Genomic DNA, 23,594 nt, shown 5'->3' with positions numbered 1-23,594 from the left:
TGCCGGGGTGCCGCCGCGTCGTCAGTCCGCTATCAGCGGGTCCAGTGCGCGCACGTGCTCCACTTGCCAACCGAGGGACACCACGTCGCCTACCGCCAATGCGGGGTCGAGCTCGGCAATGGGTTGCTTGACGAAGAAGTCGGGCTTGCCACACACCTCCATGCGGATGCGCACGTGGTCGCCCAGGTAGACGAACTCCTCGACACGGCCGGAGAAACGGTTCGCGCAGTGTTCGCTGCCACCGTTCAGGCGTATCCGTTCGGGGCGGATCGACAGGGTCACCGGCTCGCCCGGCTGGCCGACGTTGACCGCCAGCGCCTCGACCTTCTCGCCACGGGCCAGGCTGACCACGCAGCGCTCGCCATCACGGCTGACCAGCTGGCCGTTGAGGCGGTTGTTCTCACCGATGAAGTTGGCCACGAAGGTGTTGCTGGGGGCTTCGTAGAGCTCGCGGGGCGGGGCGATCTGCTGGATCTCGCCCTGGTGGAACACCGCCACGCGGTCGGACATGGTCAGCGCCTCGCCCTGGTCGTGGGTCACGTACACCACCGTCACGCCCAGGCGCTGGTGGATGTGCTTGATCTCCATCTGCATGTGCTCGCGCAGCTGTTTGTCGAGCGCGCCCAGCGGCTCGTCCATCAGCACCAGCTGCGGCTCGAACACCAGGGCGCGGGCCAGGGCCACGCGCTGCTGCTGGCCGCCGGAGAGCTGGGCCGGGTAGCGGTTGCGGAAGGCATCGAGCTGGACCATGGACAGCGCGCGCTTCACGCGCTCGCTGATGTCGGTCTTGTTCATGCCGCGCACGGTGAGCGGGAAGGCCAGGTTCTCGGCCACCGTCATGTGCGGGAACAGCGCGTAGTTCTGGAACACCATGCCGATGTCGCGCTTGTGCGGCGGCACGTTGTTGATCGAGCGCCCGGCCAGGAGGATCTCGCCATTGGTCGGGGTCTCGAACCCGGCGAGCATCATCAGGCTGGTGGTCTTGCCGGAGCCGGAGGGGCCCAGCAGGGTCAGGAACTCGCCTTTGCGAATATCCAGGTTGAGGTCTTTGACGATGAGCGACTCGCCGTCGTAGCTCTTTTGCACGCCACGGAAGCTGACCAGTACATCGTTCGCCGGAATGGAGGCCATCACCGCACCTTTGTGATTTTTGTTTATGCCGTCCCCAGAGACTAGAGAAGCCGGCAAGCCACGCAAATCGGGCGCTATGAGAGATTGCTATAAGGGTGGCGGAGGATCGCGTGTAGGGCGAGCCCTACAATTCCCAGCGGGTCGATCAGGTATTCAGACCAGCTTGTGCTCCACCGCGTACTTGACCAGATCGGCCACCGAATGGGCGCCGAGCTTCTGCATCAGGCGCGCCTTGTGGGTGCTCACGGTCTTGCCGCTGACCGCCAGGTGCTGGGCGATCTCGTTGACGCCCTCCCCCTTAACCAGGCGCTCGAACACCGAGAACTCGCGCTCGGACAACAGCGCGTGGGGCGGGCGCGAATCGGTCAGGCCCACTTCGAAGACCATGCGGTCGGCCAGCTCGGGGTCGATGTAGCGGCCACCGGACGCAACCTTGCGGATGGCGGTGAGCAGCAGCGCCGGGTCGCTGTCCTTGGTGGCGTAGCCGGCAGCGCCGATCTTCAGCGCGCGCGCCGCCATCTGCACCTCGTCGTGCATCGACAGCACCAGCACCGCCGGCGGGTTGGTCAGGGCACGGATGCGCGGAATGGCCTCCAGGCCGTTGACGCCGGGCATGGAGATATCCAGCAGCACCACCTCGCAGGGCGTCTGCCGCAGGGTGTCGAGCAACTGCTCGCCATTGCCCGCCTCACCCACCACGCACAGGTCCTTGGCCAGGCCGATCAACTGCTTGATGCCCTCGCGGACGATGGTGTGGTCTTCGGCCACCAGTACTCGGATCACCTGCTCTTCTCCTTGTCCAAAGCGATGCGCACCACCAGCGTGGCGCCTTCTCCCGGCTGGCTGTCGATCGACAGGTCGCCGCCCAGCATCAACACCCGCTCGCGCATGCCGACGAGGCCGAAGGATACGCCCGGTCGGCAGGCAGCGGGGTCGAAGCCCGCACCATCGTCGCTGACGATCAGTTGCAGGCCACCGTCTTCCAGCTCCAGCGCCACTTCCACGCTATGGGCCTGGGCGTGGCGCATGACGTTGGTCAGTGCCTCCTGGAGGATACGGAACAGGCCGATGGCCTTGGCGTCCGACAGCTGCGGCAGCACCTCCGGCACCCGCACCAGGCAGGGGATGCCGGTGCGCGCCTCGAAGCGCCGTGCCTGCCACTCGATGGCCGAACCGATGCCGGCGTCGAGGATGGGCGGGCGCAAGGCCGTGGCCACATCGCGCACCAGTTGGAAGAGCTGGGCGATGAGGCGCTTCATGCTGTTCAGGCGCTCGCCCAGGCCGGGGTCCAGCTCGCCATAGGCCAGCTCGCACATGGAGGTTTCCAGCTTGAGCACGGTGAGCACCTGGCCCAGCTCGTCGTGCACTTCGCGGGCGATGCGCGCCTTCTCCTCCTCTCGCACGCTTTCCAGGTGCGCCGACAGGTCCCGCAGTTGGGCACGGGATGCGGCCAGTTCGAGTTCGATCTGCTTGTTGGCGGTGATATCCCAGACCACGCCGTCCCAGGTGGCGCGACCGTCCTCGAAAAGACGCGCACTGGCCTTGATGTCGGCCCAGCGCTGCTGGCCTTCGCGGGTGAGGACACGCCCCTGCCAGTGCCAGTCGCGGTCAGCCGCCAGCGCCGCCATCTGGCTGGCCCAGTAGCCGTCGACATCGTCCGGGTGCACCAGGCCACGGATGCCACGCCCGGTGTCCAGCAACTCACCGGCGCTATAGCCCACCAGGGCCTCGCTGCCGGCGCCGATGAAGGCGAATTCGGCGTCCTCGCCGGCACGCAGGCGCTCCAGGCGGAACACCAGGCCCGGCACGTTGGAGGCGATGCCCTTGAGGCGCGCCTCGCTCTCCTCCATGGCGGCATGGGCACGGCGACGCTCGGTGACGTCGGTGAGGAACACCACCAGGTACTCGGAGGTGCCGAAGCGCAGGAAGCTCAGGGAAACGTCCGCCGGCATCTCGCTGCCATCGGCGCGCAGACAGGCGGTCTCGAAGGTCTGCGCACTTTCATCGTGATTGCGCGCGCGGCGCCAGAGGTTGAGCCAGCGGTCCATGTCCAGCTGCGGCTGGATATGCGCCAGGGGGCGATCGGTGAGGCCGCCGGCCTCGTAGCCGAGCATCTGCTCCACGGCACGGTTGGCATAGCGCACATGGCTGTCCCAGTTGACCCAAAGGATGCCGACGGTGCTGTTGTCGATGGAGAACTGAGTCAGGCGCAGCGCCTCCTCCGCCGTCTCGCGCAGCTGGATGGCATGCCGCGCTTCCAGCAAACGCTTCTCCAGGATGCGCTGCTGGCGGCGCAGCCAGTAGATGATCGCCGCCGCGCTGAGGAACAGCAGGCCGAGCAGCAGGCTGAGGTTCTGCCAGAAACCGGGCGACTCGCCCATGCGCGGGTACTTGGGCTGCAGCCAGCGCTCGTGCAACTGGTCCAGGTCCTTGGGCGGAATGGTGCGCAGGGCGGCGTCCACCGCCGTGGAGAGCTGCGGCCAGTCGCGCCGGGTCGCCACTCGCAGCAACTGGGGAAAACCGATGTCGCCCACCACCGCAAGGCCGGAGAACTCCTGCTCGCGAGACAGCCGGCTGAGCTGCGCCTCGTCTATCACTGCGAACTTCACCTGCTGCTCCAGCACCGCACGCAGGGCCTGGCGCTCACTGCCCACGCCCTGCACGGCGACATTGGAGTAGGTGGCGCGCAGGTAGTCCGCCACCGCGCTGGGTGCACGCACCGCCACGGGCTCATCACCGCCGAGCTTCTCGATATCCACGGCGCCGCCGTTACCGCGCTCCCCCACCACCAGCTGCGGCACGCGCATATAGGGGTCGGAGAACAGCCACAGGCGCAGGCCGGCAGGGGTTTGGCTGAGGCCGGGCGCGAGGTCGATCTGCCCGGTGCGCAGGGCATTCTCCAACTCGGCGTTATCGGCGAAGGTGCGCCAGACCAGGCGCACGCCGAGCGCGGCGGCGACCCAGTCGAGCAGCTCCACGTTGACGCCGGAGAGCTGCTGCAGACGGCGGTCCAGCTGTGCATAAGGCGCCTGCAGCACCACACCGGCACGCAACTGCTCGTGCTGATCCAGCCACTCGCGCAGCGGCGGCTCCAGTACGACTGGCGTGGATGCGGGGGCAGCACCCAGGGAAGCCGCCAGGCAGCAGGTGAGAAGGAAAAGACACAACGAACGAATCACAGGAAACTCCGCACAGCCAGGCTGCCCGAGAACGAAGCCGACGTACCTTACTCCAGCATTCCTGCCGAGGCGAAGGTGCGCCTGACAAATACCGGCCTAGCCATTAGGCTGCGTGCCTATGGCCACTCCGTGGAATCCTCTGATGCTCCGAGCCCCTCGCCCGACACTCGCCGCCCTTTGCCTCGCGCTGCTACTGCCGACGATCGCCCACGGCGAAGACCCGCCGACCGAAAAGAAGGACGAGAACGCAGCCACGGAAGCGCCAGTGGAGCGCGCGCCCCTGGAAGAACGCAGCCAGGAAGACGCCAGCGCCCTGGAGCGCCAGTTGCCCCAGAAGGAACAGCAGCAGCTGAAGGCCGGCGACGATGCCTTCCTGGCCCTGTGGAAGCCAGCCAATGTGGCCGAGCCCAATGGCGTGGTGATCCTGCTGCCCGGTGATGGCGAAAGCGCCGACTGGCCTCGGGCGATCGCGCCGCTGCGCAACAAGCTGCCGGATGTCGGCTGGCACAGCCTCAGCCTCACCCTGCCCGATCCCAAGGGTAACGAGCCGCCGCCGCGCCCGGTGGAACAGGCCGAACCACCCGCCGATGGCGATGCGAAAACCGAGAAGGCCGACCCGGCCACTCCACCGCCCACGCCTGAGCAGGCGGGCAGCGCCGAGCCCTCCACCGACCCGGCGCAGCCAGTTCTCAGCGCCGAGGAAGAGCGCAAGGCCCAGGCCACGCGGATCGCCGCGCGCATCCAGGCGGCCATTGCCTTCGCCAACCAGCAGGGCCCGAAGACCATCGTCCTGCTCGGCCACGGCAGCGGTGCCTATTGGGCCGTGCAGGCCTTGAGCGACGCGCCGTCCGCCGGCATCGACAACCTGGTGCTGGTGGATGCCGAGGTGCCGCCCGGCTACAGCCCGGCCCTGGAGGACTCGGCGCCCAAGCTCAAGCAATCCATCGGTGATTTCTTCTACAAGGACCGGCCACTGGACAGCGCAGCCGCCCTCAAGCGCCTGCAGGCGAGCAAGCGCGACAAGCACCCGGCCTATGTGCAGGTGGGCCTGAAGACGTTGCCGGACCGGAACGCCGACCAGGAGCAACTGTTCCGGCGGGTGCGCGGCTGGCTCGAATCGCACCTGCAGGCACCGGGGAAAAAGGCACCTGCGGCCGCACCGGCGCCCATCATCCCGCAGTCGCCGGGTATCTAGCGGAAGCCGTGGCGCTCGCGGATCAGGCTGTAGGCGTTGTGCAACTCACGGGTTTTCTCGGTGGCCTCACGCACACGCTGCGGGCTGGCCCCGGCGCCGGCCAGCTTGTCCGGGTGGTTGCGGCTGATCAAGCGCCGGTAGGCGCGCTTGATCGCCGCCGGTTCACTGTTGGCGTTCACCCCCAGTAGCGCCAGCGCATCCTGGTAGGCACTGCCACGACGTACAGGCGCACCGCCGGGCACATCGAAGCCGGCGCACAGGGCTTCCACCTGCTCCGCCGGCCAGTCCAGCCACTTGCCCCAGAGCAGGATCAGTTCCCGCTCGCGTTTGCCCACCCGGCCATCGGCCGCCGCCATCTGCCAGCAGCTGCGCAACAGCGTCTCGCCTTCAGCACGCTGGTAGCGCAAGCCACGAAGAGGCAGGTACAGGTCGACCGACTCGGACTTGCCCCGGGTAAACGCAGCAATGGCGCGGCGCTGCCCGGCCTCGTCCAGCCCAAGGCGGCGCATCTCGGAACGGGCCTGCTGGATGTGCAGGTCCACGACCCGCCCCTCGCTCTTGGCCAAGCGGCCGAGCAGTACGAAAAGCAGGTCCTCCTGCTCCACAGCCATGCCACGCCGCAAGCGCGCCCGCAGGCTGGCCCAGGAATCCAGCTTCAGCCGGCGATCCACCACCTGGCCAAGCAGGCCACCCAGCAATGCACCGGGAATGCTGGCGATGAACATGCCGACGATGGCGCCGAGCAACGTGACGGGCCAGAACATCTCAGCGCTCCGCCTCGATCAGGCGCTCGACTTCCGCCAGGCGCTCGTGGGTGCCGACATCCACCCAGCGGCCGGTGAAATGCTCGCCACTGACGCGTCCGTCGCCCATGGCCTGGCGCAGTAACGGCGCCAGCTTGAAGGCTCCGGCACTGCTCCCTTCGAAAAGCGCGGGGTGCAACACGGCGATGCCGCTGTAGGTCAGGCCTGGCTGGCCGGGCACACCGTCACGGACCACGCCCTGGTCGAGGATGAAATCGCCACCCGGGTGGTGAGCGGGGTTATCCACCAGCACCAGATGAGCGAGCCCTTGCAACGGAAAATCCTTCAGGGCGGCGAAATCGTAGTCGGTCCAGATATCACCGTTGACCACCAGGAAAGGCTCGTCCCCCAGCAGCGGCAGCGCGCGGTGAATGCCGCCACCGGTTTCCAGGGGTTCGCCTTCCGGCGAGTAGCGGATGGAAACGCCGAAACGCTCGCCGCTACCCAGGTGATCCTCGATCTGCTGGCCGAGCCAGGCGTGGTTGATCACCAGTTCGCGGAAGCCGGCCGCCGCCAACGCGCGGATGTGGAACTCGATCAACGGCGTGCCGGCGGCACGCACCAGCGGCTTGGGGGTGTGCAGCGTCAACGGGCGCATACGCTCGCCCTTGCCCGCCGCGAGGATCATCGCCCTCATGGGGTCACCGCCTCGGCCTGCGGCAGGGAGTCGAACAGTGTCTTGAGATCGGCCAGCTCGGGGCGCCGCTCGATCACCGCCTCTATATAGGAGAAGAAGCGCGGAACATCACCCAGGTACTTGGGCTTGCCATCACGGTGGCAGATGCGCGCGAAGATGCCGATGACCTTGAGGTGACGCTGCACGCCCATCAGGTCGCTGGCACGGAGGAAGTCGTCCAGTTGCGGCTGTACTGGGATACCGGCCTCACGGGCGAGGTTCCAGTAGCGCTCCAGCCAGGCACGCACGCGTGCTTCGGGCCAGCTGAGGAAGGCGTCCTTGAACAGGCTGGTGACGTCGTAGGTGACCGGGCCGTAGACCGCATCCTGGAAATCCAGCACACCCGGGTTGGGTGTACTGAGCATCAGGTTCCGCGGCATGTAGTCGCGGTGCACCAGCACACGGGGCTGCTCGAGGGCGCTGGTGATCAGCAGGTCGCACACACGTTGCCAGGCAGCCAGGCGCTCGCCGGACAGCTCGATGCCCAGGTGGCGCTGCAGGTACCAGTCGGGGAACAGCTGCAGTTCGCGACGCAGCAGGGCATCGTCATAGGCCGGCATCGGCACCTCGAAGCTGCGCTTCTGCAGGGCAAGCAATGCCTGGAACGCATCCTCGAACAAGGCATCGGCGTTATCGGCGTCGATCACCTCGAGGTAGGTCTGGCGGCCCAGATCATCGAGCAAGAGGAAGCCCTGCTCCAGGTCCGCCGCAAGAATCCGCGGCACATGCACACCGGCTTCGGCGAGCATTTCGGCCACTTTGACGAAGGGGCGACAGTCTTCCTGGGGCGGCGGAGCATCCATCAGGATCAGGCTGCGGCCCTCCGCCTGCCAGCGGAAATAACGGCGGAAACTCGCGTCACTGCTGGCCGGCAGCAGATCGGCGGGGGGCACTTCGCCCCAGCCTTCGGCATGGAACAAGGCGGGCAGTCGCTGGTCCAGCCAGGCGCTAAGTTGTTGAAGGCGTACATCTTCATGGGGCATTACAAGGGTCTCCGACGGCGCTAGCCGTTGCGCGGGTCATGCTTTATTATCCAGCATCTTTTTCAGCCCATCGAGAGGCGTGCGGCCCCCGCGGGCCGATGGCGCGCAGGAAGCCCGGACTAACAAGATGGCAGTAAAATCCCCCGCGTTTCGTAAAAAATTCCCCCTGCTGGTCACCGGCAGCCTGCTGGCAATGCAGCCTGTGGCCACTCAGTTCGTAGTCGCCGCCGAGCAGTTCGACTGCCAGGCAGCCGCCTCCGGCAGTTGGGCCTGTGCGCCCAAGGCGACGGCAGAGAGCCTGCCTCCGCGCCCAGTTCACAGCGAAAGCGCCGTGAGCTCCAGGGTTGGCGTCGCTGGCGCGGCAGCCACGGGCGGCACGTCCGAATCGGCCGAAGCCCGGACGACGCTGGTCACCGAAGCCGGTGGCAAGGCACTCGCCTCCCGTAGTGCTGACTTCAGCCATCTGGACTGGGTTCCGCGCGACAAGCTGACCGCAGCGCAACTGGCCGAAGCCGGCCCGTACTGCGCAGGTGCCTATGTCGAGCCACGCCGCCCCGGCATGAACGACAAGACCCCGCCGGAAGACGCGCCCACCTACGTTTCCGCCAAGGCTTCGCGCTACGAGCAGGAAAAGCAGGTCGCGACCCTCGCCGGTGACGTGGTCCTGCGCCAGGGCAGCATGCAGGTGGAAGCCGACGAGGCGAACCTGCTGCAGGCCGAAAACCGTGGCGAGCTGGTGGGCAACGTCAAGCTGCGCGACAACGGCGCCCTGGTCGTCGGCGACAGGGCCGAACTGCAACTGGACAACGGCGAAGCGCAGATCGACAACGCCGAGTACGTGCTGCACAAATCGCACACCCGCGGTAGCGCCCTGTACGCCAAGCGCCAGGAAGACGCGATCATCCGCTTGAAGGACGGCACCTACACCCGTTGCGAGCCGGGCGACAACGCCTGGCACCTGAAAGGCAACAACATCAAGCTGAACCAGGCCACGGGCTTCGGCACCGCGACCAACGTGACGCTGCGGGTCAAGGACATTCCGGTGTTCTATACCCCCTACATCTATTTCCCCATCGACGACCGTCGCCAATCCGGCTTCCTGCCGCCGAGCATCGGTACCAGCAGCGACACCGGCTTCTCCCTGCTGACGCCGTACTACTTCAACCTCGCGCCGAACTACGACGCCACCCTCTATCCGCGCTACATGGCCAAGCGTGGCCTGCTGATGGAAGGCGAGTTCCGCTACCTGACCAAGAGCAGCGAAGGCCAGTTCGGTGGTGCGTACCTGAATGACGAGGAAGACGAGCGCAAGCTGCAGTCCGAGTACAAGGACAAGCGCTGGCTGTACAACTGGCAACACAAGGGCGGCCTGGACGAACGCCTGATGACCGAGGTGGACTACACCGACATCAGCGACCCGTACTACTTCCAGGACCTGCAGACCGAGCTGGGCATCGAGCAATCGACCTACGTCAACCAACAGGGCGCCGTCACCTGGCGTGGCGACAGCTACACCGCCAGGCTCAATGCCCATGCCTATGAAATGGCCACGGTCACCGAGATCACCCCGTACGACCGCCTGCCCCAGATCACCCTGGATGGCATGCTGCCAGTCGATGCCGGCGGCCTGAAGTTCTCCTACTCCACCGAGTTCGTGCGCTTCGAGCGTGATCTGCGCAAGGGTGACTTCACCGACGAGAATGGCGTTGCGAGCCCGTGGTACGACACCCGCATCCCGGGCCTGGCCCGTGCCAACGGCAACCGCATCCACGTGGAGCCGGGCGTCAGCCTGCCGCTGGACTGGAGCTACGGCTTCCTCAAGCCCTCGGTCAAGTACCTCTACACCCAGTACGACCTGGATCTGGACCAGCGTGGCAAGGACACCCTGCTCGCCGGCCAGGAATTCAACAGCAGCGAAGACCGCGGCGTACCGATCTTCAGCGTCGACAGCGGCCTGTACTTCGATCGCAACACCGAGCTGTTCGGCAGCCAGTACAAGCAGACCCTGGAACCCCGCCTGTTCTACCTCTATGTTCCTGAGGAAAAGCAGGACAACATTCCGGTCTTCGACAGCAGCGAAAGCGCCTTCAGCTATTCCTCGCTGTTCCGCGAGAACCGCTTCTCCGGTCGTGACCGTGTAGGCGATGCCAATCAGGTATCCCTGGGCCTGACCAACCGCTGGATCCAGCCCAACGGCTTCGAGCGTCAGCGCTTCAGCATCGGCCAGGCCTTCTACTTCGAAGACCGCAAGGTGCAGCTGCCTGGCATCGACTACCGCGATCGCAAGTCGGCCCAGGCCAGCGTTTCGCCCTATGCACTGGAATACCTGTACCGCTTCAACCGCGACTGGCGCCTGTCCTCCGACTTCAACTGGGACCCGGACGCCGGCCGTACCCGCTCCGGCAGCCTGATGTTCCACTACCAGCCGGAAGACGACGTCAACAAGGTGGTCAACTTCGGCTACCGCTACCGCAACGACTCCGTGGTCTACAACCAGACCACCGGCCAGTGGCAGGAAGGCGGCGACTACATCGACAACGTGACCGGCCGCGTGATTAAGGACTACTACAAGATCGAGCAGCATGACGCATCCGTTATCTGGCCGGTCGTCCCGCAATGGAACGCCATCGCCCGCTGGCAGTACGACTACAACCGCAACCGCACCCTGGAAGCCTTCGGTGGCTTCGAGTACGACAGTTGCTGCTGGAAACTCCGCCTGATCAACCGCTACTGGGTCGACTACGACGAGACCACCCTTTCGCCCGAACTCAACGAGAAGGCCGACCGCGGCGTCTTCCTGCAGATCGTGTTCAAGGGCCTCGGCGGCGTGATCGGCAACAAGGTTGAAAGCTTCCTCGACAATGGCATCCAAGGTTACCGTGAACGTGAAGACCAAGCTTTCTGATTGTCTCCGCCCGCTGCTGTTGGGCGCCCTGTTCCTCGGTGGTGCGGTGCATGCCGAGGTCCAGTCGATCGACCGTGTCGTGGCCATCGTCGATAACGACGTGATCATGCAGAGCCAACTCGACCAGCGCGTCCATGAGGTGCAGCAGACCATCGCCAAGCGCGGTTCGGCGCTGCCCCCTGAGCACGTGCTGGGCCAGCAGGTGCTGGAACGCCTGATCATCGAGAACATCCAGCTGCAGATCGGCGACCGTTCCGGCATCCGCATCACCGATGAGGAACTGAACCAGGCCATCGAAGCCATCGCCCAGCGCAATGGCATGAGCGTCGAGCAGTTCCGTGGCGCCCTGGCCCAGGACGGCCTCTCCTATGAGGACGCCCGCGACCAGGTCCGTCGCGAGATGGTCATCAGCCGTGTTCGCCAGCGTCGCGTGGCGGAGCGCATCCAGGTCACCGACCAGGAGGTGCAGAACTTCCTCGCCTCCGACCTGGGCAAGATGCAGCTCTCCGAAGAGTTCCACCTGGCCAACATCCTGATCCCGGTTGCGGACGGCTCCTCGCCCGAAACCATCCAGGCTGCCGACCGCCAGGCCAAGGAGCTCTACCAGCAACTGCAGCAAGGCGCCGACTTCGCCCAACTGGCGATCTCCCGCTCTGCTGGCGAAACCGCTCTGGAAGGCGGCGAGATCGGCTGGCGCAAGGCAGCCCAGCTGCCGCCGCCCTTCGACGGCATGATCAGCGCCCTGGCACCCGGTGAAGTCACCGAGCCTGTGCGCACCCCAGGCGGCTTCATCATCCTCAAGCTGCTGGACAAGCGTGGCGGCAGCACCCAGGTTCGCGACGAGGTGCATGTTCGCCACATCCTGCTCAAGCCGAGCGAGATTCGCAGCGAAGCCGACACCGAGCGCCTGGCCGAGCGTCTCTATGAGCGCATCAAGTCCGGTGAAGACTTCGCCGACCTGGCGAAGAGTTTCTCCGAGGATCCGGGCTCTGCCCTCAATGGCGGCGACCTGAACTGGATCGACCCCAACGCGCTGGTTCCCGAGTTCCGCGAAGTCATGGCCAAGACCCCGGCCGGCCAGCTGTCCCGCCCGTTCAAGAGCCCCTATGGCTGGCACGTGCTGGAAGTCCTGGGCCGTCGCGCCACCGACAGCGCCGACCAGATGCGCGAGCAGCAAGCCATCAACGTCCTGCGTAACCGCAAGTACGACGAAGAGCTGCAAGCCTGGCTGCGTCAGATCCGCGACGAGGCGTACGTCGAAACCAAGCTCTGATTCTTCGGCGCCCTGCCACGCAGGGTGGCGCGCTGGCGGTACAATCGCCGCCACGCGCCACAGCCGGAGAGCCCGCAATGCCCCTTCCCCGCTTCGCCCTCACCCCTGGTGAACCCGCCGGCATCGGCCCGGACCTCTGCCTGCTCCTGTCCCGTGAGCGCCAGCCCTACCCCCTGATCGCCATTGCCAGCCAAGCGCTGCTGGAAGAACGCTCCAGCCAGCTTGGCCTCGACATCCGTGTCACGCCCGTCTCGCCCGCGGCCTGGCCTGAAGAGCCGACACCAGCAGGCGCACTCTACGTCTGGGACACCCCCCTGCAAGCCCCCGTCCAGCCCGGCGTGCTCGATCGGGCCAATGCCGGCTACGTGCTGGAAACCCTGACCCGTGCGGGCAAGGGCTGCCTGGATGGCCATTTCGCCGGGATGATCACCGCGCCCGTGCACAAGGGCGTGATCAACGAGGCCGGCATGGCCTTCTCCGGGCACACGGAGTTCCTTGCCGAACTCACCCATACCGCGCAGGTGGTGATGATGCTTGCTACCCGAGGGCTGCGCGTCGCCCTGGTGACCACGCACCTGCCGCTGAAGGATGTTGCCGCCGCCATCACCGCCGAACGCCTGGAACAGGTGGCCCGCATCCTCCATGCCGACCTGGTGGAAAAATTCGGCCTGCCCAACCCACGCATTCTGGTGTGCGGTCTCAACCCCCACGCGGGCGAAGGTGGGCACCTGGGGCGCGAGGAGATCGAGGTCATCGAGCCCTGCCTGGAGCGCCTGTGCAATGAAGGCCTGAACCTGATCGGCCCGCTCCCCGCCGATACCTTGTTCACTCCCAAGCACCTGGAGCACTGCGACGCGGTGCTGGCGATGTATCACGACCAGGGCCTGCCGGTGCTCAAGTACAAGGGGTTCGGTGCTGCGGTCAACGTCACCCTCGGCCTGCCCATCATCCGCACGTCGGTGGACCATGGCACAGCCCTGGACCTGGCCGGAACCGGGCGCATCGATGGGGGCAGCCTGCAGGTGGCCCTGGAGACGGCCTACGAGATGGCCGCCAGCCGAAGCTGAGCCACAGCGCGCCGATCAGCAGCACATTTCGGCCTGATCGGCGCAATGCTGTAAACTCCGCGCCTTTCCCCGTTTCCAGCTTCAAGCTACCGGCTTCAAGCTGCTCCACCTGGAGCCCGCAATGTCCGAATACCAACACCGCGCGCGCAAGCGCTTTGGCCAGAACTTCCTGCACGACGCTGGCGTCATCCATCGCATCCTTCGCGGCATCCATGCCAAGGAAGGCGAGCGCCTGCTGGAAATCGGCCCGGGCCAGGGCGCCTTGACCGAAGGGTTGCTGGGCAGCGGTGCGCAACTGGACGTCATCGAGCTGGACCTGGACCTGATCCCGATCCTGCAAAGCAAGTTCGGGCACGAGCCACGCTTCAAGCTGAACCAGGGCGACGCCCTGAAGTTCGACTTCAACCAGCTCAACGCAGAGCCCCACAGCCTGCGGGTGGTGGGCAACCTGCCCTACAACATCTCCACCCCGCTGATCTTCCACCTGCTGAGCAACGCGCACCTGATCCGCGACATGCACTTCATGCTGCAGAAGGAAGTGGTGGAGCGCCTGGCCGCCGAGCCGGGTGGCGGCGACTGGGGGCGGCTGTCGATCATGGTCCAGTACCACTGCCGCGTGGAGCACCTGTTCAACGTCGGCCCCGGGGCCTTCAACCCGCCACCCAAGGTGGATTCGGCGATCGTGCGCCTGGTGCCCCATGAAGTCCTGCCGCACCCGGCCAAGGATCATCGCCTGCTGGAGCGCATCGTGCGCGAAGCCTTCAACCAGCGCCGCAAGACCCTGCGCAATACACTCAAGGGCCTGCTCGATAGCCATGCCATCGAAGCCGCCGGTGTCGACGGTGGCCTGCGCCCCGAACAACTGGACCTGGCCGCTTTCGTGCGCCTGGCCGACCAGTTGGCCGAACAGACAACCGGCGCCTGACGCCCTAGACTTCCATTCCGGTTCCAGAGAACAGTCCCGTGCCCGATTCCCGCTACCTGGTCGCCGTCAGTGTCACCACCCACTTCCTTCCGGAGCAGTCGCAGCCCGAGCAAAACCGCTTCGCGTTCTCCTACACCGTGACCATCCGCAACGATGGCGAGCTGCCGGCCAAGCTGGTGTCTCGCCACTGGGTGATCACCGATGGCGACGGCCATGTGCAGGAAGTGCGGGGTGCCGGCGTCGTCGGCCAGCAACCACTGATCGAGCCGGGCGCGAGCCACGTCTACAGCAGCGGCACAGTCATGGCGACCCGCGTCGGCACCATGCAGGGCAGCTACCAGATGGTGGCCGAGGACGGAAAACGCTTCGACGCCGAGATCGCCCCCTTCCGCCTGGCCGTTCCCGGCGCGCTGCACTGACAGGAGCCCCCATGACGGTGTACGCAGTCGGCGACCTCCAGGGCTGCCTCGATCCACTGAAATGCCTGCTGGAACGCGTGGCGTTCGACCCCGCTCGCGATCGCCTGTGGCTGGTGGGCGACCTGGTCAACCGTGGCCCGAAATCGCTGGAAACCCTGCGTTTCCTCTACGCCATGCGCGATAGCCTGGTCTGCGTGCTGGGCAACCATGATCTGCACCTACTGGCAGCGGCCCACAATGCCGAGCGCCTGAAGAAATCGGACACCCTGCGCGAGATCATCGAAGCACCCGATGCCGCCGACCTGCTTGAATGGCTGCGCCAGCAAAAGCTGATGCACTATGACGAGCAGCGCGACATCGCCATGGTCCACGCCGGCATCCCGCCCAACTGGACGCTGGCCAAGGCGCTGAAACGCGCGGGCGAGGTGGAGGAAGTTCTGCGGGACGATGTCCGTCTGTCCCTCTTCCTTGACGGCATGTACGGCAACGAGCCGGCGAAATGGGATGGAGACCTGCAAGGCATCGCCCGCCTGCGCGTCATCACCAACTGCTTCACCCGCATGCGCTTCTGCAAGGCCGACGGCACCCTGGACCTCAAGAGCAAGGAGGGCATCGACACCGCCCCCCCTGGCTACGCACCCTGGTTCAGCCACGCCGAGCGCAAGACCCGTGGTCAGAAGATCATCTTCGGCCATTGGGCGGCCCTGGAAGGCAAGTGCGACGAACCCGGCCTCTTCGCCCTCGACACCGGCTGTGTCTGGGGCGGGGCCATGACCCTTCTGAACGTCGACAGCGGCGAACGCATCCGTTGCAGCTGCGAGGAGAACACAGCATGAGCGAATTCCAACGCATCCCGCCGGAGCGGGCCCAGGCACTGCGCGAACACGGTGCCCAGGTGGTCGACATCCGTGACCCGCAGAGCTACGCCAATGGCCACATCACCGGCTCGCAGCATCTGGACAACTACTCCCTCGCCGACTTCATCGCCAAGGCCGACCTCGACAAGCCCCTGATCGTCACCTGCTACCACGGCAACTCCAGCCAGGGGGCCGCCGCCTACCTCGTGGGCCAGGGCTTCTCCGACGTCTACAGCCTGGACGGTGGCTTCGAGCTCTGGCGCGCCACCTACCCCGGCGAAGTCGCCCAGGGCAGTGCCGAGTAAAAATTTTCTCGATGGCGCAATCCCGCGCCATCACTGGCCTAGCGCCGCGACCTGACGAACGGCAATCTCTTGTTATCCTTCCGTCATCCTTGACCTCCCGGATTCCGAACTACTCTTAGGTCAGGCCATCCAAAAGGGGAGAGCCGGCACACCGGTTCCGGGCCATCGGCAGCGACCATTAGGTGTTCTGGGGGTTTCTCATCGGCTGACTCGTCGGCTGACTGCCCGCACCCGCATATCCGATCCCGCCGGCTCCCAGTATCCAGCGAGGTGACGCAATGAGCATTTTCAGCCACTTCCAACAACGCTTCGAGGCGACCCGCCAGGAGGAATATTCCCTTCAGGAATATCTCGACCTGTGCAAGCAGGACCGCAGCGCCTATGCCACCGCAGCCGAACGGATGCTGATGGCCATCGGTGAGCCGGAGCTGTTGGACACCTCCACCGACTCGAGGCTGTCACGGATCTTCTCCAACAAGGTGATTCGCCGTTACCCGGCCTTCGCCGACTTCCACGGCATGGAAGACTGCATCGACCAGATCGTCGCCTTCTTCCGACACGGCGCCCAGGGCCTGGAAGAGAAGAAGCAGATCCTCTACCTCCTGGGTCCGGTGGGCGGCGGCAAATCCTCCCTGGCCGAGAAGCTCAAGCAGCTGATCGAGAAAGTGCCCTTCTATGCCATCAAGGGCTCTCCTGTGTTCGAGTCGCCCCTCGGGCTGTTCAATGCCACCGAAGACGGCGCCATCCTCGAAGAGGACTACGGCATTCCCCGGCGCTACCTCTCAACCATCATGTCGCCCTGGGCCACCAAGCGCCTCGCCGAGTTCGGCGGCGATATCAGCCAGTTCCGCGTGGTCAAGCTCTACCCCTCCATCCTCAACCAGATCGCCGTAGCCAAGACCGAGCCCGGTGACGAGAACAACCAGGACATCTCTGCCCTGGTGGGCAAGGTGGATATCCGCAAGCTGGAGGAATTCCCGCAGAACGACGCCGACGCCTACAGCTACTCGGGCGCTCTGTGCCGGGCCAACCAGGGCCTGATGGAGTTCGTCGAGATGTTCAAGGCGCCGATCAAGGTGCTGCACCCGCTGCTGACCGCCACCCAGGAAGGCAACTACAACAGCACCGAGGGCCTCGGGGCGATTCCGTTCCAGGGCATCCTGCTGGCCCACTCCAACGAATCGGAATGGCACAGCTTCCGCAACAACAAGAACAATGAGGCATTCATCGACCGGATCTACATCGTCAAGGTGCCCTATTGCCTGCGCGTCAACGACGAGATCAAGATCTACGACAAGCTGCTGGCCAACAGCTCCCTGGCCAACGCCCACTGCGCACCCGACACCCTGAAGATGCTCGCGCAGTTCTCCGCCCTCTCGCGTCTCAAAGAGCCGGAGAACTCCAATATCTACTCGAAGATGCGCGTCTACGACGGCGAGAACCTCAAGGACACCGATCCCAAGGCCAAGTCGATCCAGGAATACCGCGACGCCGCCGGCGTCGACGAGGGCATGAACGGCCTCTCCACCCGCTTCGCCTTCAAGATCCTCTCCAAGGTGTTCAACTTCGATCCGCACGAGGTGGCGGCCAACCCGGTTCACCTGCTCTACGTGCTGGAACAGCAGATCGAGCAGGAACAATTCCCCGCCGAGGTGCGTGAGCGCTACCTGCGCTTCATCAAGGAGTACCTGGCACCGCGCTACATCGAGTTCATCGGCAAGGAAATCCAGACCGCCTACCTCGAGTCCTACAGCGAATACGGCCAGAACATCTTCGACCGTTACGTGCTCTACGCCGACTTCTGGATCCAGGATCAGGAATACCGGGACCCGGAAACCGGCGAGATCCTCAACCGCGTCGCCCTCAACGAAGAACTGGAGAAGATCGAGAAACCCGCCGGCATCAGCAACCCGAAAGACTTCCGCAACGAGATCGTCAACTTCGTGCTGCGCGCCCGGGCCAACAACAACGGCAAGAACCCCACCTGGCTCAGCTACGAGAAGCTGCGGGTGGTGATCGAGAAGAAAATGTTCTCCAACACCGAGGACCTGCTGCCGGTCATCAGCTTCAACGCCAAGGGCAGCAAGGACGAGCAGCAGAAGCACAACGATTTCGTCAAACGCATGGTCGAGCGCGGCTACACCGAGAAACAGGTTCGCCTGCTGTCCGAGTGGTACCTGCGGGTACGCAAGTCGCAGTAACTGCAGCCACAAGCTGCAGGCTTCAAGCGGCAAGAAGGAGCGGGGGCCGATGCTCTGCGCTTCTACCTGCGGCTTGCGGCCTGCGGCTTGAAGCTGCCCCGGAGGGGCACCCATGAGCTACGTGATCGACCGACGCCTGAATGGCAAGAACAAGAGCACGGTGAACCGCCAGCGCTTCCTCAGGCGGTACCGCGACCACATCAAGAAGGCGGTGGAGGAAGCCGTCAGCCGCCGTTCCATCACCGACATGGAGCATGGTGAGCAGATCAGCATTCCCGGCCGCGACATCGACGAGCCCGTGTTGCATCACGGCCGTGGCGGCCGGCAGACCATCGTTCACCCGGGCAACAAGGAATTCACCACAGGCGAACGCATCCCTCGCCCGCAAGGCGGTGGCGGCGGACGCGGCAGTGGCAAGGCAAGCAACTCCGGCGAAGGCATGGACGAGTTCGTCTTCCAAATCACCCAGGAAGAATTCCTCGACTTCATGTTCGAAGACCTTGAGCTGCCCAATCTGGTCAAACGCCATCTCACCGGCTCCGACACCTTCAAGACCGTACGCGCCGGCATCAGCAACGAGGGCAACCCCTCACGCATCAATATCATCCGCACCCTGCGCTCGGCCCATGCCCGTCGCATTGCCCTTTCCGGCTCCAGTCGCGCCAAGCTGCGTGTGGCGCGGGAAGAACTTGCCAGGCTCAAGCGTGAGGAGCCGGACAACTTCGGCGACATCCAGGAACTGGAAGCGGAGATCCTCAAGCTGCGCGCACGAATCGAACGGGTGCCGTTCCTCGACACCTTCGACCTCAAGTACAACCTGCTGGTCAAGCAGCCCAACCCCAGCTCCAAGGCCGTGATGTTCTGCCTGATGGACGTCTCCGGCTCCATGACCCAGGCGACCAAGGACATCGCCAAGCGCTTCTTCATCCTCCTGTACCTGTTCCTCAAGCGGAACTACGACAAGATCGAAGTGGTGTTCATCCGTCACCACACCAGCGCCCGCGAGGTCGACGAAGAGGAGTTCTTCTACTCCCGCGAAACGGGCGGCACCATCGTCTCCAGCGCCCTCAAGCTGATGCAGGAGATCATGGCCGAGCGCTACCCCGTCAACGAATGGAACATCTATGCAGCACAGGCCTCGGACGGCGACAACTGGAACGACGACTCGCCCATCTGCCGGGACATCCTGATCAAGCAGATCATGCCCTTCGTGCAGTACTACACCTACGTCGAGATCACCCCGCGCGAGCACCAGGCGCTGTGGTTCGAATACGAGCAGGTCTGCGACACCTTCGCCGACACCTTCGCCCAGCAGCAGATCGTCTCCCCTGGCGATATCTACCCCGTGTTCCGCGAACTCTTCCAGCGCCGACTGGTTACCTGAGGGCCGTGACATGACTGCCACAGAGAAGAAAAGGCAACCCATCTCCACCGGGTCGGAGTGGACCTTCGACCTGATCCGCACCTACGACCGCGAGATCAGCCGACTGGCCGAGCGCTATGCCCTGGACACTTATCCCAACCAGATCGAAGTCATCACGGCCGAGCAGATGATGGATGCCTACGCCTCGGTGGGCATGCCGCTGGGCTACCACCACTGGTCTTACGGCAAGCACTTCCTGGCCACCGAGAAAGGCTACTCCCGCGGGCAGATGGGCCTGGCCTACGAGATCGTCATCAACTCCGACCCCTGCATCGCCTACCTGATGGAAGAAAACACCATCACCATGCAGGCACTGGTGATCGCCCACGCCTGCTACGGCCACAACAGCTTCTTCAAGGGCAACTACCTGTTCCGCACCTGGACCGACGCCAGCTCGATCATCGACTACCTGGTGTTCGCCAAGCAGTACATCATGCAATGCGAGGAGCGCCACGGCATCGACGCGGTGGAAGACCTGCTGGACTCCTGCCACGCCCTGATGAACTACGGCGTCGACCGCTACAAGCGACCCTATCCGATCTCCGCCGAAGAAGAACGGCGCCGGCAAAAGGAGCGCGAGGAACACCTGCAGAAGCAGATCAACGACCTCTGGCGCACCATTCCCAAGGGCGCGGGCAAGGGCGGTGACAAGGACAACCGGCGCTTCCCGTCGGAACCCCAGGAAAACATTCTCTACTTCATCGAAAAGCACGCACCGCTGCTGGAGCCCTGGCAGCGCGAGATCGTGCGCATCGTGCGCAAGATCGCCCAGTACTTCTATCCCCAGCGCCAGACCCAGGTCATGAACGAAGGCTGGGCGACCTTCTGGCACTACACCCTGATGAACGACCTCTACGACGAAGGCCTGGTCACCGAAGGCTTCATGCTCGAGTTCCTCCAGTCCCACACCAGCGTCGTATTCCAGCCCGGCTTCGACAGCCCTTACTACAGCGGCATCAACCCCTACGCCCTGGGCTTCGCCATGTACCGCGACATCCGCCGCATGTGCGAAGAGCCCACCGAGGAAGACAAACGCTGGTTCCCCGACATCGCCGGCGGCGACTGGCTCTCCACCATCAAATTCGCCATGAAGAGCTTCAAGGACGAGAGCTTCATCCTCCAATACCTCTCGCCCAAGGTGATCCGCGACTTCAAGCTGTTCAGCATCCTTGATGACGACCAGAAGGACGAGCTGCTGGTCCCTGCCATCCATGACGAGCCAGGCTACCGGCAGATCCGCGAAACCCTCGCCGCCCAGTACAACCTCGGCAACCGCGAACCCAACGTGCAGATCTGGAACGTCGACCGCCGTGGCGACCGCTCCCTGACCCTGCGCCACCAGCAACACGACCGCAAACCCCTGGGCGAATCCACCGAGGAGGTGCTGCGCCACCTGCACCGCCTCTGGGGCTTCGACATCCACCTGGAAACCATGAACGGCGAGCAGATCACCGGCACCCACCACGTACCGCCCAAGGGTGAACGCAGCGAGGACGGCGAATACCCGCGCCTGGACCTAGTCATCCCGCCCATTTGATCGGTTGACCGCATGCCGGGCTCCCCCCGAGCATGCGGTCATCGCCCATGGAGAGCGTCGATGCGCCTGTTCCTCGTCCTGCTGTTGTGCCTGGTCCTGGCCACCTGCTCCACCCACATCCCTAGCATCCAGGTGGTGCACCCGGACGGCGGCGGTCTGACCGCTCACCACAGCTTCCAACTGGTTCCTCCGGAACAGGCGCTGCTCGGCCAAGCCCCCTACCGTGAGCACTACGCTCGGCTCGACCCATTGCTCCGCCAAGGCCTGGCGACCCGGGGCTATCACGAAAGCCAGACGCCCGAGCTGCGCATCTACTACTGGCTGGCCCTGCAGGACGCACCGCTGGAGTTCAAGGTCGACCAGGCGCCGCCCAGCCCACTCGGCCCCTACCAGGCCATCCACCGCCTGCGTGATGAAACCGGCACCCTGCGCCTGCGCATCACCGACCTCGATGGCCAGGTGCTCTGGGAAGGTATCGCCAGCACCGGCCTGAGCCCCGCCTGGGACAGCGCCGAGCTGCTGCAAAGCGCAGTGGAAGCCCTGACCCGGCAAATCCCCATCGCAGCCAGCGAGCGGGCTGCTATCCTCCGCACCCTCGGAGGTGAGCATGCAGATATACAAGGTGGGCGGCGCGGTTCGTGACCGCTTGTTGGGTCGCCCGGTCACGGAAGTGGACTGGGTCGTGGTCGGCGCAACCGCCGAAGAAATGCTCGAACAGGGCTTCAAGCCGGTCGGCGCGGACTTTCCCGTGTTCCTCCACCCGCAGAGCGGCGAGGAATACGCGTTGGCACGTACCGAACGCAAAAGCGGGCGCGGCTACGGCGGCTTCACCTTCTTCGCCAACCCGGACGTCAGCCTCGAAGAGGACCTGATCCGCCGCGACCTCACCGTCAACGCCATCGCCGAAGACGAACACGGCACGCTGGTCGACCCCTATGGCGGCCAGCACGACCTTGAGCAGCGCATCCTCCGGCACGTCTCCCCCGCCTTCGCCGAAGACCCGCTGCGCGTGCTGCGCGTGGCCCGCTTCGCCGCCCGCTATGCGCCGCTCGGCTTCACAGTGGCCGAAGAGACCATCGAACTGATGCGGGAAATCGCCGAATCCGGTGAGCTGGACGCCCTGACCGCAGAGCGCAGCTGGAAGGAAATCTCCCGTGCCCTGATGGAACCGCGCCCGGACGTGTTCATCCAGGTGCTGCGTGACTGCGGTGCACTGCAGGCCTGGATGCCGGAACTGGACGCCCTGTTCGGCGTGCCCCAGCCCGAGCATCATCACCCGGAGGTGGACTCCGGGCTGCACGTGCTGGCGGTGCTGCAGCAGTGCGCAGAACACGACCAACCTCTCACCGTGCGCTGGGCCTGCCTGCTGCACGACCTGGGCAAAGGCGAGACGCCAGAAGAGGAGTGGCCCCGGCACATCGCCCACGAACAGCGCGGCCTCAAGCTGATCCAGCAGGTCAACGAGCGCTGCAAGGCGCCCCGGGACTGCCAGGAGCTGGCGATGCTGGTGGGCGAGTTCCACACCCATGCCCACCGCGCCACCGAACTCCGCGCCTCGACCCTGGCAGAGCTGCTCGCCCGTTTCGATGTCTACCGCCGCCCGCAGCGCTTCGAGGAATTCATCGCGGCCTGCGAGATGGACGCCCGCGGCCGGCACGGCCTGGAGCAGCGCGAATACCCCCAGGCCGACTACCTGCGAGGCGCCGCCGAAGCCGCGCGTGCAGTCGCGGTCCAGCCATTGCTGGAAAAGGGCTACAAGGGGGCCGAACTGGGCGAAGCGCTCAGGCTCGAGCGCCTGAAGGCACTGAAGGCTTACAAGGAAGGCGCGGGGAAGGCCTGAAGCAGATCGGCGGGCGTCAACTGGCGCCCCTGCCATTCGAAAGGCACCGGCCACAGCTGCTGCTGAATCTGCGCCGTTGCCCAAAGCTCCGCGAAGCTGCGCCCCTCACCCGGGTGCAGGCGCTCAGGCGCTACCAGCGCCAAGGGCCAGAGCACGAACGCGTTCTTCAACACCTCTGCACGCGGCAAGGCCAGGCCATCGAAACTGCCGACCAGGTCGCCGTAAAGCAGCACATCGATGTCCAGCGGCAAACCCTTGCGATCTGGCGCATAGCGGCCGTTGTCGGCCTCGATGAACTTGAGGCGGCGGTCCAGCTCCATCAGGGGCAGGTCGGTCGTCGCCGCCACCACCAGGTTGTAGAAGGGTCCGCTCTTGATGCCCACCGGCTGGCTTTCGAACACCGGCGAGCAATGGATCTCATGAAGGAAACCGGCCAGTGCATCGAGGCCGGCCCGCAGGTGTTCTTCACGCCCGATATTGCTGCCCAGGCCCAGCAGAACCGGTGTCAGCGGCATCCGCGTTCAATCTCCACGCCAACGCTGCTGGCAGCGGGCACCGCACCGGGCTTGTGCAGCTTGAGCCGCACCCAGGGAATGTTGAATTCCGCCATGAGCACAGCGACCAATCGCTCGGCGAAGGTTTCCACGAGAAGGAACTGCGATTCGCCAGCGAACGCCTGGATGCGCTGGGAGACAGAAGCGTAGTCCAGGGCATGGGCCAGCTCATCATCGGCGGCGGCCGGGCGGTTGTCCCAGGCCATTTGCAGGTCCAGGCGCAGGCACTGGCGAATGCTCCGCTCCCAGTCGTACGCACCAATGACGGTATCGACTTCAAGACCCTCGATGAAAACCGTGTCCACGTAACTTCTGCCCCGT

21 protein-coding genes are annotated in these 23,594 nt (G+C 65.0%); 13 read left to right on the top strand and 8 right to left on the bottom strand.

Annotated features, from left to right (window positions below):
* Nucleotides 1-21 precede the first annotated feature (21 nt).
* From RTW82_RS22810 to RTW82_RS22800, 3 genes are all read right to left on the bottom strand, one after another.
* Complete coding sequence (locus RTW82_RS22810; RefSeq protein WP_271659823.1) at nt 22-1,131, bottom strand: ABC transporter ATP-binding protein; 1,110 nt, start codon at nt 1,129-1,131, stop codon at nt 22-24.
* Between the two features lie 153 nt (nt 1,132-1,284).
* Nucleotides 1,285-1,914, bottom strand: a complete 630-nt coding sequence (locus tag RTW82_RS22805) for a response regulator transcription factor (protein ID WP_021221602.1) — start codon at nt 1,912-1,914, stop codon at nt 1,285-1,287.
* Nucleotides 1,911-4,310: a PAS domain S-box protein gene (locus RTW82_RS22800; protein WP_316926563.1), complete on the bottom strand. Its 2,400-nt coding sequence runs from the start codon at nt 4,308-4,310 to the stop codon at nt 1,911-1,913. The genes RTW82_RS22805 and RTW82_RS22800 overlap by 4 nt, the downstream gene beginning before the upstream one ends.
* A gap of 142 nt (nt 4,311-4,452) precedes the next feature.
* Between RTW82_RS22800 and RTW82_RS22795 the strand changes: the two genes are divergently transcribed.
* The gene (locus RTW82_RS22795) at nt 4,453-5,505 is read left to right on the top strand and encodes an alpha/beta hydrolase family protein (protein WP_316926562.1); all 1,053 of its coding nucleotides are present in this window, start codon (nt 4,453-4,455) and stop codon (nt 5,503-5,505) included.
* Here RTW82_RS22795 and RTW82_RS22790 read toward each other — a convergent pair.
* Genes RTW82_RS22790 through RTW82_RS22780 form a run of 3 tightly spaced genes read right to left on the bottom strand, consistent with a single transcriptional unit; the run spans nt 5,502 to nt 7,967 of the window.
* Nucleotides 5,502-6,269, bottom strand: coding sequence for a TerB family tellurite resistance protein (locus RTW82_RS22790; RefSeq protein ID WP_316926561.1), 768 nt, complete (start codon nt 6,267-6,269; stop codon nt 5,502-5,504). The genes RTW82_RS22795 and RTW82_RS22790 overlap by 4 nt on opposite strands.
* Before the next feature lies 1 nt (nt 6,270).
* The gene (gene murU / locus RTW82_RS22785) at nt 6,271-6,945 is read right to left on the bottom strand and encodes an N-acetylmuramate alpha-1-phosphate uridylyltransferase MurU (RefSeq protein ID WP_316926560.1); all 675 of its coding nucleotides are present in this window, start codon (nt 6,943-6,945) and stop codon (nt 6,271-6,273) included.
* Nucleotides 6,942-7,967 carry an aminoglycoside phosphotransferase family protein gene (locus tag RTW82_RS22780; protein WP_316926559.1) on the bottom strand — a complete coding sequence of 342 codons (1,026 nt, stop codon included), beginning with the start codon at nt 7,965-7,967 and terminating at the stop codon, nt 6,942-6,944. Before RTW82_RS22780 ends, murU begins: the two co-directional genes overlap by 4 nt.
* A 127-nt stretch (nt 7,968-8,094) precedes the next feature.
* On the opposite strand from RTW82_RS22780, the gene RTW82_RS22775 reads away from it, so the two are divergent.
* From RTW82_RS22775 to RTW82_RS22720, 12 genes are all read left to right on the top strand, one after another.
* On the top strand, nt 8,095-10,872 hold the full coding sequence (locus RTW82_RS22775) for an LPS-assembly protein LptD (protein WP_316926558.1): 2,778 nt from the start codon (nt 8,095-8,097) through the stop codon (nt 10,870-10,872).
* A complete protein-coding gene (locus RTW82_RS22770) occupies nt 10,853-12,145 on the top strand; it encodes a peptidylprolyl isomerase (RefSeq protein WP_031288521.1) in 1,293 nt (430 codons plus the stop codon). Before RTW82_RS22775 ends, RTW82_RS22770 begins: the two co-directional genes overlap by 20 nt.
* A 77-nt stretch (nt 12,146-12,222) precedes the next feature.
* Nucleotides 12,223-13,212, top strand: coding sequence for a 4-hydroxythreonine-4-phosphate dehydrogenase PdxA (gene pdxA, locus RTW82_RS22765; RefSeq protein ID WP_316926557.1), 990 nt, complete (start codon nt 12,223-12,225; stop codon nt 13,210-13,212).
* Nucleotides 13,213-13,333: 121 nt separating this feature from the next.
* Nucleotides 13,334-14,137, top strand: coding sequence for a 16S rRNA (adenine(1518)-N(6)/adenine(1519)-N(6))-dimethyltransferase RsmA (gene rsmA, locus RTW82_RS22760; protein WP_021221593.1), 804 nt, complete (start codon nt 13,334-13,336; stop codon nt 14,135-14,137).
* 38 nt (nt 14,138-14,175) lie between these two features.
* Nucleotides 14,176-14,556 carry a Co2+/Mg2+ efflux protein ApaG gene (gene apaG / locus RTW82_RS22755; protein WP_316926556.1) on the top strand — a complete coding sequence of 127 codons (381 nt, stop codon included), beginning with the start codon at nt 14,176-14,178 and terminating at the stop codon, nt 14,554-14,556.
* An 11-nt stretch (nt 14,557-14,567) separates the two neighbouring features.
* Entirely contained in the window at nt 14,568-15,392 is an 825-nt protein-coding gene (locus RTW82_RS22750) for a symmetrical bis(5'-nucleosyl)-tetraphosphatase (protein ID WP_316926555.1), read from the top strand.
* The gene (glpE, locus tag RTW82_RS22745; RefSeq protein ID WP_043244111.1) at nt 15,389-15,718 is read left to right on the top strand and encodes a thiosulfate sulfurtransferase GlpE; all 330 of its coding nucleotides are present in this window, start codon (nt 15,389-15,391) and stop codon (nt 15,716-15,718) included. Before RTW82_RS22750 ends, glpE begins: the two co-directional genes overlap by 4 nt.
* Nucleotides 15,719-15,996: 278 nt before the next feature.
* Nucleotides 15,997-17,919, top strand: a complete 1,923-nt coding sequence (locus tag RTW82_RS22740) for a PrkA family serine protein kinase (RefSeq protein ID WP_021221589.1) — start codon at nt 15,997-15,999, stop codon at nt 17,917-17,919.
* A 112-nt stretch (nt 17,920-18,031) separates the two neighbouring features.
* The gene (locus tag RTW82_RS22735; RefSeq protein ID WP_043244110.1) at nt 18,032-19,303 is read left to right on the top strand and encodes a YeaH/YhbH family protein; all 1,272 of its coding nucleotides are present in this window, start codon (nt 18,032-18,034) and stop codon (nt 19,301-19,303) included.
* Between the two features lie 10 nt (nt 19,304-19,313).
* The gene (locus RTW82_RS22730) at nt 19,314-20,879 is read left to right on the top strand and encodes a SpoVR family protein (RefSeq protein WP_021221587.1); all 1,566 of its coding nucleotides are present in this window, start codon (nt 19,314-19,316) and stop codon (nt 20,877-20,879) included.
* A 60-nt stretch (nt 20,880-20,939) separates the two neighbouring features.
* Nucleotides 20,940-21,521: a hypothetical protein gene (locus RTW82_RS22725; protein ID WP_316926554.1), complete on the top strand. Its 582-nt coding sequence runs from the start codon at nt 20,940-20,942 to the stop codon at nt 21,519-21,521.
* The gene (locus RTW82_RS22720) at nt 21,487-22,719 is read left to right on the top strand and encodes a multifunctional CCA addition/repair protein (RefSeq protein ID WP_184488541.1); all 1,233 of its coding nucleotides are present in this window, start codon (nt 21,487-21,489) and stop codon (nt 22,717-22,719) included. The genes RTW82_RS22725 and RTW82_RS22720 overlap by 35 nt, the downstream gene beginning before the upstream one ends.
* On the opposite strand, the gene folK is transcribed toward RTW82_RS22720, so the two are convergent.
* Both folK and folB read right to left on the bottom strand, forming a co-directional pair.
* Nucleotides 22,692-23,234 (bottom strand): 2-amino-4-hydroxy-6-hydroxymethyldihydropteridine diphosphokinase, encoded by a 543-nt coding sequence (gene folK / locus RTW82_RS22715; RefSeq protein ID WP_021221584.1) that lies wholly within the window; start codon nt 23,232-23,234, stop codon nt 22,692-22,694. The two genes, RTW82_RS22720 and folK, sit on opposite strands and share 28 nt — an antisense overlap.
* Entirely contained in the window at nt 23,225-23,578 is a 354-nt protein-coding gene (gene folB / locus RTW82_RS22710; protein ID WP_021221583.1) for a dihydroneopterin aldolase, read from the bottom strand. The genes folK and folB overlap by 10 nt, the downstream gene beginning before the upstream one ends.
* Between the last annotated feature and the right edge of the window lie 16 nt (nt 23,579-23,594).

Source organism: Pseudomonas sp. zfem005 (genome assembly GCF_032621735.1).
GTDB classification, from domain to species: domain Bacteria; phylum Pseudomonadota; class Gammaproteobacteria; order Pseudomonadales; family Pseudomonadaceae; genus Metapseudomonas; species Metapseudomonas solani.
Note: the sequence above shows the minus strand (reverse complement) of the source record. Positions and strands in the feature narration are given on the sequence as shown.